Annotated in this window: 11 protein-coding genes; 5 read left to right on the forward strand and 6 right to left on the reverse strand. The window is 67.5% G+C overall.

All coding sequences use genetic code 11. The annotated features are described in order from the left end of the window. Both AC1DY7_RS30435 and AC1DY7_RS30440 read left to right on the forward strand, forming a co-directional pair. Positions 1-763, forward strand: a 763-nt coding sequence (locus AC1DY7_RS30435; protein ID WP_477497488.1) for an aldehyde dehydrogenase family protein, incomplete at its 5' end; no start/stop codon positions are given. After that, on the forward strand, positions 679-1,476 hold the full coding sequence (locus AC1DY7_RS30440; protein ID WP_477497489.1) for a sugar phosphate isomerase/epimerase family protein: 798 nt from the start codon (positions 679-681) through the stop codon (positions 1,474-1,476). The genes AC1DY7_RS30435 and AC1DY7_RS30440, both read left to right, overlap by 85 nt. On the opposite strand, the gene AC1DY7_RS30445 is transcribed toward AC1DY7_RS30440, so the two are convergent. Then, the gene (locus tag AC1DY7_RS30445; RefSeq protein ID WP_477497490.1) at positions 1,465-2,241 is read right to left on the reverse strand and encodes a sulfite exporter TauE/SafE family protein; all 777 of its coding nucleotides are present in this window, start codon (positions 2,239-2,241) and stop codon (positions 1,465-1,467) included. The two genes, AC1DY7_RS30440 and AC1DY7_RS30445, sit on opposite strands and share 12 nt — an antisense overlap. Then, positions 2,238-3,617: a rhodanese-like domain-containing protein gene (locus AC1DY7_RS30450; RefSeq protein ID WP_477497491.1), complete on the reverse strand. Its 1,380-nt coding sequence runs from the start codon at positions 3,615-3,617 to the stop codon at positions 2,238-2,240. The genes AC1DY7_RS30445 and AC1DY7_RS30450 overlap by 4 nt, the downstream gene beginning before the upstream one ends. A 63-nt stretch (positions 3,618-3,680) precedes the next feature. Between AC1DY7_RS30450 and AC1DY7_RS30455 the strand changes: the two genes are divergently transcribed. Further along, positions 3,681-3,950 (forward strand): metal-sensitive transcriptional regulator, encoded by a 270-nt coding sequence (locus AC1DY7_RS30455; RefSeq protein ID WP_477497492.1) that lies wholly within the window; start codon positions 3,681-3,683, stop codon positions 3,948-3,950. A gap of 6 nt (positions 3,951-3,956) precedes the next feature. Here AC1DY7_RS30455 and AC1DY7_RS30460 read toward each other — a convergent pair whose 3' ends face one another. Further along, positions 3,957-4,946: a Gfo/Idh/MocA family oxidoreductase gene (locus AC1DY7_RS30460; RefSeq protein WP_477497493.1), complete on the reverse strand. Its 990-nt coding sequence runs from the start codon at positions 4,944-4,946 to the stop codon at positions 3,957-3,959. 62 nt (positions 4,947-5,008) lie between these two features. Between AC1DY7_RS30460 and AC1DY7_RS30465 the strand changes: the two genes are divergently transcribed. After that, positions 5,009-6,037 (forward strand): Gfo/Idh/MocA family protein, encoded by a 1,029-nt coding sequence (locus AC1DY7_RS30465; RefSeq protein WP_477497494.1) that lies wholly within the window; start codon positions 5,009-5,011, stop codon positions 6,035-6,037. Here the strand turns inward: AC1DY7_RS30465 and AC1DY7_RS30470 are convergent. Continuing rightward, positions 6,027-7,193, reverse strand: coding sequence for a Gfo/Idh/MocA family protein (locus AC1DY7_RS30470; protein WP_477497495.1), 1,167 nt, complete (start codon positions 7,191-7,193; stop codon positions 6,027-6,029). The two genes, AC1DY7_RS30465 and AC1DY7_RS30470, sit on opposite strands and share 11 nt — an antisense overlap. Before the next feature lie 108 nt (positions 7,194-7,301). Further along, positions 7,302-9,476 carry a glutamine synthetase III family protein gene (locus tag AC1DY7_RS30475; RefSeq protein WP_477497496.1) on the reverse strand — a complete coding sequence of 725 codons (2,175 nt, stop codon included), beginning with the start codon at positions 9,474-9,476 and terminating at the stop codon, positions 7,302-7,304. Between the two features lie 182 nt (positions 9,477-9,658). On the opposite strand from AC1DY7_RS30475, the gene AC1DY7_RS30480 reads away from it, so the two are divergent. Beyond that, on the forward strand, positions 9,659-11,077 hold the full coding sequence (locus AC1DY7_RS30480) for an HNH endonuclease signature motif containing protein (protein WP_477497497.1): 1,419 nt from the start codon (positions 9,659-9,661) through the stop codon (positions 11,075-11,077). On the opposite strand, the gene AC1DY7_RS30485 is transcribed toward AC1DY7_RS30480, so the two are convergent. Continuing rightward, a complete protein-coding gene (locus tag AC1DY7_RS30485; protein WP_477497498.1) occupies positions 11,078-12,007 on the reverse strand; it encodes a LysR family transcriptional regulator in 930 nt (309 codons plus the stop codon). Positions 12,008-12,066 lie beyond the last annotated feature (59 nt).

A 12,066-nucleotide genomic window follows, 5' to 3' on the forward strand; every position in this document is an offset into this window, starting at 1 on the left:
GCCAGCCAAAAACCACGCCGTCATCCTCCCCGACGCCGACCTCGACCTCGCCGCCGACGCCATGGTCAACGCCGGATTCGGCTCCGCAGGCGAACGCTGCATGGCCATCTCCGCCGCCGTCGCCGTCGGCCCCATCGCCGACGACCTCGTCGCCAAAATCGCCGAACGTACCGTCGGCCTGAAAATCGGCGACGGCACCAAAGACTCCGACATGGGCCCCCTGGTCACCAAAGCCCACCGCGACAAGGTCGCCTCCTACATCGACGCCGGCGARAACGACGGCGCCAAAGTCATCGTCGACGGCCGCACCGTCGTCGCCGACGGTGGAGCAGACGGCTTCTGGCTCGGCCCCACCCTGCTCGACCAGGTCACCCCCGACATGWSYGTCTACACCGACGAAATCTTCGGCCCCGTCCTGGCCGTGCTGCGCGTCGAGACCTACGACCAAGCCCTCGAACTGATCAACAACAACCCCTACGGCAACGGCACCGCCATCTTCACCAACGACGGCGGCGCCGCCCGACGCTTCCAGAACGAAGTCGAAGTCGGCATGGTCGGCATCAACGTCCCCATCCCCGTCCCCATGGCCTACTACAGCTTCGGCGGCTGGAAAGCCTCCCTCTTCGGCGACAGCCACGCCCACGGCATGGAAGGCGTAGCGCCGGTGACACCTCGCCGATGCGGATCCCCGCCACGAGCCTGGTGCCGATCGCGGAACGGATCACCGCGATCGCCGACGCCGGCTATGTCGGCCTCGGTCTGATCGCCGATGATCTGGTGGCGATCCGCGACACACTGGGCTTCGCCGGCCTGCGCGAGCTGATCGCGGCGGCCGGCCTCACCCACGTCGAGATCGAACTTCTCGAGCGGTGGTGGCTGCCGCGGACCGCGCTGGGGAACTCCTACGACGTGCGTGCCCTGCTGTTCGAGGCGGCCGATGTGCTGCGGCCGACCTTCATCAAGATCGGCTCCGAATTGGGGCCGCACACCTATCACCCGGAGGAACTCGTCGCTCCGCTGCGCGAACTCGGCGAGCAGGCCGCGGAGCACGGTACCCGCATCGCGATCGAGACCATGCCCTTCTCGATCATCTCCACCGTCCCACTGGGGGCCCAGATCGTCGCGGCGGCCGGGCATCCCGGGGTGGGATTGTTGATCGACGCCTGGCACGTGTTCCGGGCCGGCACCTCACTGGCCCAGCTGCGTGCCGCCCTCACCCCGGAGATGGTGTTCGGGGTGGAGCTCGACGACGCCGCCCCCACGGTGTCAGGCTCGTTGTTCGAGGACACCGTCGACAACCGATTGCTCTGCGGGGACGGCAGTTTCGACCTGGCCGGGTTGGTGGGCCTGCTGCGCGACCTCGGTTTCGACGGCCCGTGGGGTGTGGAGATCCTGTCGCAGTCATTCCGGGTGTTGCCGGTCCGCGAGGGCCTCAAGCTGGCCGCGGATTCGGCGTACTCGGTGCTAGCGCAATAGCACGGTGTCGGTCAGCACGTAGGTCGCCACCGTCAGCACCAGGTAGCCGAAACCACGTTGCAGCCGGTGCGTGTCGAGCCTGGCCCCCACCCGCCCGGCGAGCAGTGACCCGATGATCGCCGCCCCGGCGAACGCGGCGGTGAGGGTCCAGTCGATTGCCGTCCCGGTGATGTGTGACGCCACGCCCGTCACCGAATTGGCGACGATGATCACCAGCGACGTGCCGATCGCGATGGACATCTCCACCCCGAGCAACAGCACCAGGGCCGGAATGATCAGGAAACCGCCTCCGACACCGAACAATCCGGTCAGCAGCCCGACCAGAAAGCCGGCCGGTATCGACCGCGGTGCACAGCGCCGCCAGTTGATGCCGCCGTCGCCCACCCGGCAGGCCGTCCCGGTGCCACCCGTTTCCTGCAGCATCCGAAAGCCCGCCACCACCATCACGGCGGCGAAACCGCCCATCAACACCGGTTGCGGAAGGTGGCTGCCGAGGGCGGTGCCGATGAAGGTGGCGGGGATACCTGCCGCGGCGAAGATCGCCGCCAGCCGCCACTGCACCTGGCCCGCGCGGACTCTGGGCAGGGCGCCGACCGCCGACGCGCTGCCGATGACGATGAGCGACATCGGGATCGCCTGGTCGATGCCCAGACCCAGCACGTACACCAGCGCCGGCACCGCAAGGATCGAGCCGCCACCCCCGAGCAGGCCCAGCAGCACACCGATCACGGCGCCGAGACCCACAGCCGTAGCGATGGTGGTCACGCCCGTTGATACGTCTCGACCCACGCTCCGTAGCCGCCGAGGATGTCACTGACATCGGTGAAGCCCCTCTGGCGCAACAGGCTTGCGGCGACGGACGACCGGTAGCCGCCCGCACAGTAGACGACGGTCGGCTTGGTGGCATCGAGCTCATCGAGGCGGGCGGGCAGCTGTCCGACCGGAATGGTGACGGCGCGCGGGATGATGCCGGCTTCCACCTCACCGGGGTTGCGGACGTCCACGATCTGTAGGTCGTCCATATCGCCGACGCGCTCGCCGAAGGCCACGGCCGTCAGGCGGGATGCACCGTGCACGTCGTCGCGGTGGGCGAACATCGCGGCGTCCGGGTCGGCCAGGTAGCCGATCACGCGATCGAAACCGATTCGGGCGAGCCGGTTCTTGCCTTCGCGTTCCTGTCCGGGATCGGTCATCAGAACGATATCGGTATCGACGGGCAGCACCGAACCGGCGAATTCGGCGTACCGGCCCGCGAGTCCGATGTTGACGGCTCCGCGCAGATGCCCCAGGGCGAACTCCTCGGGTGAGCGAGCGTCGACCAGGATGGCCCCGGCGGTCAGAGCGGTCCGAACCTGTTGGTAGGTCAGGGCTTCGGGTGTCTCGTACTCGTCGAGGAGCGCACGGTTCTGGCGGTTGAGCATCGCGTCGTAGCCGAAGTAGCCGGGCGCCGGCGGCTGACCCGCGGTGACCAGCTGCAGGAACGTCGCCTTGTCAGCAGCCCGCAGCGCATAGTTGGTGGCCTTCTGCGCCCCGATGGTCGACGACAGCTCGGTCGACAGGTTCTTGCCGCACGCGGACCCGGCGCCGTGGGCCGGATAGACGAGGGTGTCGTCGGGCAGCGTCATCAACTTGTCGTGCAGTGAGTCGTAGAGTTGCTCGGCGAGTTCGTCGCGGGTGAAGCCGATGGACGCCAGCAGGTCTGGGCGTCCGACGTCGCCGATGAACAGGGTGTCACCGGTCAGCACGCCGTAGGGCGTGTCGTCATCGTTGCGCTCGAAGACCACGATGCTCATGGACTCCGGGGTGTGCCCGGGCGTGTGCCGGAATTCCAGGGTGACCGCACCGAGTGAATATCGTTCGCCGTCGGTGACACCCACCGATTCGAACTCGGTCTCGGCGACCGAGGAGTAGACGATCTCGGCTCCCGTCGCACGCGCCAGCTCCAGGTGACCGGAGAGGAAGTCGGCGTGGAAATGCGTCTCGATCACGCGCTCGATGGCCAGGCCGTGGCGCTCCGCGTCCGCCAGGTATTCCGACACATCGCGCTGCGGGTCGACCACGACGGCTCGGCCGGTGGTGGTATCCCCGATCAGGTAGGACGCGTGCGACAGGCACTCCAGGTAGTACTGCTGGAAGAACATACCTCCATCGTGCGATACCCCCATGGGTATGTCAAATTACCCCAGGGGGTATATGCTGGCGCCATGACCGGTGACGAGGACAGCATTGCTGCGGTGTTGAATCGCTTGCGGCGCGCGCAAGGTCAGCTGACCGGCGTGATCTCGATGATCGAGCAGGGCCGGGACTGTAAAGACGTGGTCACCCAACTGGCCGCGGTATCCCGGGCGCTGGACCGGGCCGGGTTCAAGATCGTGGCGACCGGACTCCGCGAGTGCATCGCCGGCCAGACCGCCGACGGCGCGGCACCGATGACCGAGGCAGAGCTGGAGAAGTTGTTCCTCGCGCTGGCGTGAGGACGCTCAGTACGCCACCTTCACCCACGCGCCGCCGGTGTTCATCGACTCGATCAGCGCGTCGGCGACCAACGCGGCCCGCAAGCCGTCCTCGGCGCTCGCCAGCGCCGACGGCCGGCCGGCGGCGATCGCGTCGATCCACTCCTGTAGTTCGATGCGGTAGGCATCGCTGTACCGCGGAATCCAGTCCGTGGGATAGTCGACGCCCCTGCGACTTTCGGCGTCGATGACGATCTGGGCGGGCAGCGCCAGCGCGGCGGTACCCGTCTCCATCACGACCTCGCACCGTGTCTCGTAACCGTATCGGGCGTTGAGGAACAGCTCGACGGTCACCAGCACATCCGACGCCGTGCGCATCAGATAGAACTGCGGATCCTGACGGGTGCCGGACTGCCCAGCCGAACGGCCGTGCTGATAGCTGACCTCCACGATCGGGGAATCCAGCAGCCACGGCATGATGTCGAGTTCGTGGATCGCCGAATTCGTGATCGACGAGGCCGAATCCCCTCCGGGATAGCTGTATACGTTGCGGCTCACGCCGTGCACCACCAGCGGGGTGCCGAGGTCACCCGCACGCACACGGTCGCGCAGCGCCACATACGGCGGGTCAAAGCGCCGCATGAAGCCGACCGTCACCAGGTCGACCGGACCCTGCAATGCCCGCTGCTCGGCGATCAGCTCGCGGCACTCCGCAGCGGTTGGGGCCAAGGGCTTTTCGCACATCACCGGCTTGCCCGCCCGCAGGGCGGCGCGCACCAGATCGGCGTGGGTGTCGTCGCGGGTGGCGATGACGACGGCGTCCACATCTGCATCCTGGATCAGCGCGATGCCGTCGGGATGCACGCGGGCGCCGAGTTCGGCGGCCACCTCGCCGGCCACCGTGGCGTTGAAATCGGTCACGGCCACAAGCTCGCAACCCGATACCACCCGGGCCAGCTTGCGGGCATGGTCGGCGCCCATCACGCCGACCCCGATGACACCTACGCGAACAGTCATGGACCGAGTATTACATCTTAATGTCTTAACAAAAAGCCTTTTGTCGGTTTACCCTGGTGCGCATGACCGACGCTCTGCCACTGCCCCGGACTCCCGACCCGCGGGAGGCTCCCGGCCTGCGCTGGGGCATCCTCGGACCCGGCTGGATCGCCCACCGCTTCGTCGAAGCCCTTCTGGCGCACACCACCCAACGCGTGGTCGCCGTCGGCTCGCGCGGGAAGGACCGGGCCGAAGCCTTTGCCGCGCAATGGTCGGTACCCACGGCACACGGCAGTTATGAGGCGCTGTTCGGTGACCCGGACGTCGACATCGTCTACATCGCCACCACACATCCGAGCCACCGGGACAACGCGATCGCGGCGCTCGAGGCAGGCAAGCATGTGCTCGTCGAGAAGCCGCTCGCGGTCGATGCCGCCGGGGCGCGCGAGATCGTCGCCGCGGCGGCGCGGGCCGATCGCTTTGTCGGCGAGGCGATGTGGACCAAATTTCTGCCGAAGTTCGATGTGATCCGCCAACTTCTCGACGACGGCGCGCTCGGCGAGATCCGCACCGTGCTGGCCGATCACGGTGAGTTCTTCACGCCGGATCACCGCATCTATGACGCGACCCTGGCCGGCGGTCCCCTGCTGGACCTCGGCACGTACACCATCGCGCTGGCGCACTTCGTCTCCGACGCGTTCACCTCGGTGGTGGCGCAGGGCCAGGACGTCCGGCCCGGGCTGAACGGCCAGATCTCGGCCATCGTGTCCGACCCCGCCGGCAACCAGGCCGTGCTGCACACCACCATGCTGTCCGACACGCCGACCGTGGCCGTCATCGTCGGGCGTGAGGCGACCGTGCACATCGACGGCCCGTTCTTCATGCCCGGACCGTTCACACTGACCCGGCACAAGGGCCACCCGACCGATCCCGGCCGGGTGCTGCGCTACGACGAGAAGCCGGGCGTGCAAGCCGACGGTCTGCACTATGCCGCGGTGGAGGCAGCCCGACTGATCACGCAGGGCCGCAACGAATCCGAGATCCACCCGTTGCGGTGCGCCGTCGCGACGCTGGAGGTCGCCGACGAGATCCGGCGCCAGCTCAAGCGGTGACTGTCGCCGGTGTCACCCACGCCCCGGTGCGCACCGACTCGGTGATCGCCTCGATGACCTGAGCGGCGGCCACCGCATCCCAGATGGTGGCGCCGACGGGCTTGCCCGTGGCGATGGATTCCAGGAAGCGCTGCGCCTCGATGATCTTGAGTTCGTCATAACCCATCGCCATCGCGGAGCCGGGCTGGAATACCGCGTATTCGCCGTCGCCGGGGCCGACGTGGCGCGTCGTGACCGGCTGGTCCTGGAACACCGAACCCGTGCCCACCCGCAACTCGCCGAGGCGCCGGAAATCCCAGCCAACCACGCCGGCGGTGCCGTGGATCTCGAAGCCGTAGGCGTTCTGCTCGCCGACCGAGACCCGACTGGCCTCCACCGAGCAGCGCGCGCCGGAACTCAGCCGCAACTGCGCGAACACGTAATCCTCGTTTTCCACCCGGTCACGGATTCCGCCGGCGGCCAGCTGATGTCCGCTCGTCGCACCCGACGGGACCGGGCGGTCCGGAATGAAGATGGCGGTGTCGGCGATCACCGAATCGACCCCACCAAGCAGGTGCTGCACCAGATCCACTGCGTGCGAGGCCAGATCACCCAACACGCCGTTGCCACCACGGTCACGCTGGAATCGCCAGCTGAGCGCGCCATCGGGGTGGGCGGCGTAGTCGGACAGGAAGTAGAAGCGGGCGTGGGTGATCTCGCCGAGTTCGCCCGCGGCGATCAGCTCGCGTGCGGCCGCGACAGCAGGCGCGTTGCGGTAGTTGAAGCCCACCGCGGTCTGCACACCGTGGGCCTCGGCGGCGCGGGCGACGGCCAGCGCATCAGAGCTGTTGAGCCCCACCGGCTTCTCGATCCACAGGTGCTTGCCAGCGGTGACCACGGCGGTGCCGATCTCGCGGTGCAGGAAGTTAGGTGCGGTGACGCTGACGGCCGTGACGTCGGGGTCGGCGACCAGCGCCTGCCAGTCGGTGTTCGCCTTCGCCGCACCGAACTGGCGGGCGGCCTCCTCGGCCCGGCCGGGGACGTCGTCGGCGATCGCGACCAGTTCCGGGAACCGGTCGACGTGCGGGTAGTGGTGGCGCACCCGCGCGTAGGCCTGGGCGTGGACCCGGCCCATCCAGCCGAAACCGATGATGCCGACGGGAGTGCTGCTGCTCATGGCCGAAGAGTAGCGACCACGCTGTCGTGATGTCCATACGTTAAGACAAATATCCACTCCACGAAAATGCCCGCCCCCGAAACGGGAGCGGGCATTCCGTCAACCAGCTCAGAGGATGTAGAGCATCTCCTGATACGTCGGCAGCGGCCACAGGTCATCGGCCACAACGCCTTCCAGCGTGTCGGCGGCCGCCCGCACCGCGTCCATCAACGGCAGCAGACTCTGCGCATGGGCGGCATGTTCGGCAGCGGACTCGCCACCGTGGTCTGCCATCGCCGTCTTGAGCGCCGTCAGCGCACCGGTCAGTTCCGAGATCGGCGTGGACACGGTGGCCAGCAGCGACGTGTCGGGCTCGATCCCCGCCGCCTTGAGCGTCGCGACGTTCTGCGCCAACTCGGTCTGGTAGCGCACGGCCGCGGGCAGCACCACGGTCGAACCGATCTCCAGCGTCAGCTTGGCCTCGACGCTCACCGTCAGCGTGTACATCTCGTACCGGACCTCTTCGCGACTGCGCAGTTCACGCTCGTTGAAGACGCCATACTTCTCGAACACCGCGATCGCCTCGGGCTTGACCAGCTCGGGGATGGCGTCGATCGTGGTCTTGAGGTTCGGCAGACCACGCTCGGCGGCCTCGACCTGCCAGTTCTCCGAGTAGCCGTCGCCGTTGAACACAACCGCACCGTGCTCGGTGATGATCTCCGTCAGCAGCTTCTGCACCGCCATGTCGAAGTCCTCGCCCTCGCCTGTGGCTTTCTCCAACCAGGTGGCCATGTAGTCGAGCGAGTCCGCCATGATCGTGTTGATGATGATCATCGGCACGTTGATGGTCTGCCCCGAACCCGGCGCGCGGAACTCGAAACGGTTGCCGGTGAAGGCGAACGGGCTGGTGCGGTTACGGTCGCCGGGATCGGTCGGCAGCACCGGCAGGGTGTCGACGCCCATGATCATCGAGCCCTTGCCCTTGGACGAGGTGGCCGCGCCCTTGGCGATCTGCTCGAACACATCGGCCAGCTGATCACCGAGGAAGATCGAGATGATCGCGGGCGGAGCCTCGTTGGCGCCGAGGCGGTGGTCGTTGGTGGCCGAGGCCACCGACACCCGCAGCAGGCCGGCGAACTTGTGCACCGCACGGATGACCGCGGCACAGAAGACCAGGAACTGCGCGTTCTCGTGCGGGGTGTCGCCCGGCACCAGCAGGCTGCCGAACTGCGCGTTGCCCAACGAGAAGTTGACGTGCTTACCCGAGCCGTTGACGCCGGCGAACGGCTTCTCGTGCATCAGGCATTCCATGCCGTGCTTCTTGGCGATGGTCTTGAACGTCGTCATCAGCAGCTGCTGATGATCGGCGGCGATGTTGGCCCGCTCGAACATCGGCGCGATCTCGAACTGGCCGGGCGCGACCTCGTTGTGCCGGGTTTTGGCCGGGATACCGAGCTTGAACAGCTCCCGCTCAGTGTCCATCATGAAGCCGAGCACCCGGTCCGGGATGGCGCCGAAGTAGTGGTCGTCGAACTCCTGGCCCTTGGGCGGCTTCGCACCGAACAGCGTGCGCCCCGCGTTGATCAGGTCCGGACGCGCCAGGAAGAAGTGCCGGTCCACCAGGAAGTACTCCTGCTCGGGACCGCAGAAGGACACGATGTGATCGAAGTCCTTGTGCCCGAACAACTTCAGAATGCGTTCGGCCTGCGCACCCATGGCCTGCTGACTGCGCAGCAGCGGCGTCTTGTAGTCCAGCGCCTCACCGGTCATCGACACGAACACCGTCGGGATGCACAGCGTGTTGCCGTTCGGGTTCTCCAGGATGTACGCCGGGCTGGTGACGTCCCAGCCGGTGTAGCCGCGCGCCTCGAAGGTGCTGCGCAGGCCACCTGAGGGGAAGCTGGAGCCGTCGGGCTCGCCCTGGATCAGCGTCTTGCCCGCGAACTCGGCCAACGTCTGACCGTCGGAGACCGGCTCCAGGAAGCTGTCGTGCTTCTCGGCGGTCAGGCCGGTCATCGGGTAGAAGACGTGCGCGTAGTGGGTGGCACCTCGCGACAGCGCCCAGTCCTTCATCACCGAGGCCACCGAGTCGGCCACCGACGGGTCGAGCTTGGCGCCCTTCTCGATGCTCGCCGCGACGGACTTGTAGACCGACTTGGGCAGCCGCAGCCTCATCTCGGCCAGCGTGAAGACGTTGGCACCGAAAATCTCGCCGGGAGCCTCGGCCGGGTCGAAGGTGAAAGCCGGGGGCACGTACGCCTCGACGTTGATGATGGCCTTCAGACGGGCCGCATTACCGCTCATGGAGTTCCTATCGCCGCATGTGCTTGACCGACCCACGGTAGGAAGATTCGATGGCGGAACTGTTACGTGCGCGTCAAGGACGCAATTCGGATGTGACGGACGTGCCGATCCCTTGCGCCACATTGGTTTCACCAGCCCCATTCTCGGCTTTTTTTGTCGGTCATCGAACGTATGTTCGAACTATGCGGGACGGGGCGATCGGAGCGTTGGCGGCCTTGCGCGTCGCCTATGACGCCTTCGCCGCCTGCGACTTCGAGGGGCTCACCCGCCCGGAACTGATCGCGGTCATGGACGAATACGAGTCCCTGACCTGCCGGCTGCCCTCCCAGACGCATCGCCTGCTGGCGCAACTGCAGGCCGAAGCCACGCCCAGGGAGATGGGAGCGAAGTCGTGGAACGCCGTGTTGCGGATCCGCTGGCGCCTGTCCACCGGCGAGGCCGGTCGCAGGTTGGCAGAGGCAGCCGACCTGGGTCCGCGGCGCATCCTGACCGGTGAGCCACTGCGGCCGGTCCTGGCGGCGGTCTTCGCCGCGCAGGCCGCCGGGCTGATCAACGCCGACCACGTCAGAGTCCTGCGTGACGCGCTCGATCACCTGCCGGCCCACGTCGATACGACAACCCGCGAACAGTTCGAGGCCGACCTGGTGCGGGTGGCGGCGGGCGTGGGCCCCAAGGAACTCAAGGAGACCGCGGACCTGCGGTTGTTCCTGCTCGATCAGGACGGCCCCCTACCCGACGATGCCGAACGCGAGCGCAAGCGCGGACTGTCCATCGGCAAGCAGGGCCGCGATGCGATGACGTCGGTGACCGCCCATCTCACCCCGGAGGCGAATGCGGTGTGGGAGGTGCTGTTCGCCAAGTTCGCCGCCCGCGGCATGTGCAACCCCGCCGACGATGAACCCTGCACGTCCGGGACGCCCACGCAGGCGCAGATCGACAACGATCACCGCACGCTCGCCCAACGCCAGCACGACGCGATGCTCGTCGTCGGGCGCATCGCGCTGATGAGCGGTGATCTGGGGCAGCTCAACGGGTTGCCGGTCTCGGTGATCATCCGCACCACGCTGCAGGATCTGGAGTCCCGGGCCGGGGTCGGCGTCAGCGGCGGCGCCACCAAGCTCCCCATCAAGGACGTCATCCGGATGGCCTCCCACGCCAACTGGCACCTGGCCATCTTCGACAAGTCGACAGGCTCGGCGCTCGATCATTTCCGGGCCCGGCGCGTCGCCACGCCCGCGCAACGGATCATGCTCATCGCCCGCGACGGTGGCTGCACCAAACCGGGCTGCACCTGCGGCGCCTACGGGTGTGAATGCCACCACGCCCGTAATGACTGGGCGCGAGGCGGTTACACCAACGTCGACGACATGGCGCTGGCGTGCTCACCGGACCATCGACTCCTCGAAGACGGCGGATACACCACCACGATCAACGCGAGCGGCGAGGTCGAATGGTACGCGCCACCAGGGTTGGACACCGGCCGACAACGCATCAACTTCTGCCACCGGCCCGAGTTGTTGCTGCGCCCGTTCGACGATGAGCCGGAGGCGAACCAGGACACCGACCAGGCCGATGGCGGATCGGGAGTGCGCGGACCGTAGTCAGAGCTCCCGCGCGGCGCTGTCGATCAGCGTCCCGAGATCGACGGCGGCAGCCACGGCGACCAGCGCTGCCGCCACGATGGACGGCGGGTCCCGGTCGAGCACCACCAACCCGATCGCCGGACTGGGGCCGTGCCTGACCATCGGCCGCGCAGCGAAGCCGGTCGGCACACCCAATTGCGGCAGCCACGCGGTGGACGCGATGGTCGCCCGCCGCGAATGGGTCAGGTGGGCATACAGCGCATCGACCGAGTCCGCCTCGACCGCGGGGCGGTACTGCACACCCTCGGCGGCCATGTTGGCGTCGAGGATGCGGCGATTGCGCATCGTGGTCGTCAGCACACACAACTCCAGAGCGGCGGCCTCGGCCCAGGACACCTCCGGCTCGCTCATCAGCCGGTGATCGGCCGGTGCGACCAGAACGTAGTTCTCCCGGTACATCTCGACCGACCGGGTGCCCGGCGGTGTTTCATCGTCGAGGTACGTCAGTCCGGCGTCGATCTCGAAATCGGCCAACCGCCGGGCGATCTCCCGTGACGACAGCGCCTCGATGCGCACCGATGCGGCCGGGTTGCGGCGCAGGAACTCCGCGGTGATGAACGGGCTGGCCGGGACCGCCGTCGGGATCGCACCGAGCCGGGCCGTCGCCGTCAAACGCCCGCGCATCCGTTCGAGGTCGGCGAGCATCTCGTCGCGTTCGGCGATGATGCGTTGGGCCCACGCCACGACCCGCTGCCCCTCCTCGGTGAAACCCTCGAAACGACGCCCGCGCTGGACGATGACGATGCCCAGGTCGCGCTCGAGGCGGCGGATGGCCACCGACAGCGTCGGCTGGCTGACGTGGCAGCGCGCGGCGGCCCGCCCGAAGTGCCGCTCGGCGGCCAGGGCCAACAGGTAGTCCAGATGCTGCAGCAGCACGTCGCTTGCCATCGGCGTCACGATAGCCGTCATCTATCACCGCATGTCAAATACCGAACAGCGACCGCTTG

Source organism: Mycobacterium sp. P2_H7, assembly GCF_056403275.1.

Coding starts and splice junctions, on each gene's coding strand:
- AC1DY7_RS30440 (WP_477497489.1), top strand. CDS start 679: ATGCGGATCCCCGCCACGAGCCTGGTGCCGATCGCGGAACGGATCACC.
- AC1DY7_RS30450 (WP_477497491.1), bottom strand. CDS start 3,617: ATGTTCTTCCAGCAGTACTACCTGGAGTGCCTGTCGCACGCGTCCTAC.
- AC1DY7_RS30455 (WP_477497492.1), top strand. CDS start 3,681: ATGACCGGTGACGAGGACAGCATTGCTGCGGTGTTGAATCGCTTGCGG.
- AC1DY7_RS30460 (WP_477497493.1), bottom strand. CDS start 4,946: ATGACTGTTCGCGTAGGTGTCATCGGGGTCGGCGTGATGGGCGCCGAC.
- AC1DY7_RS30465 (WP_477497494.1), top strand. CDS start 5,009: ATGACCGACGCTCTGCCACTGCCCCGGACTCCCGACCCGCGGGAGGCT.
- AC1DY7_RS30470 (WP_477497495.1), bottom strand. CDS start 7,193: ATGAGCAGCAGCACTCCCGTCGGCATCATCGGTTTCGGCTGGATGGGC.
- AC1DY7_RS30475 (WP_477497496.1), bottom strand. CDS start 9,476: ATGAGCGGTAATGCGGCCCGTCTGAAGGCCATCATCAACGTCGAGGCG.
- AC1DY7_RS30480 (WP_477497497.1), top strand. CDS start 9,659: ATGCGGGACGGGGCGATCGGAGCGTTGGCGGCCTTGCGCGTCGCCTAT.
- AC1DY7_RS30485 (WP_477497498.1), bottom strand. CDS start 12,007: ATGGCAAGCGACGTGCTGCTGCAGCATCTGGACTACCTGTTGGCCCTG.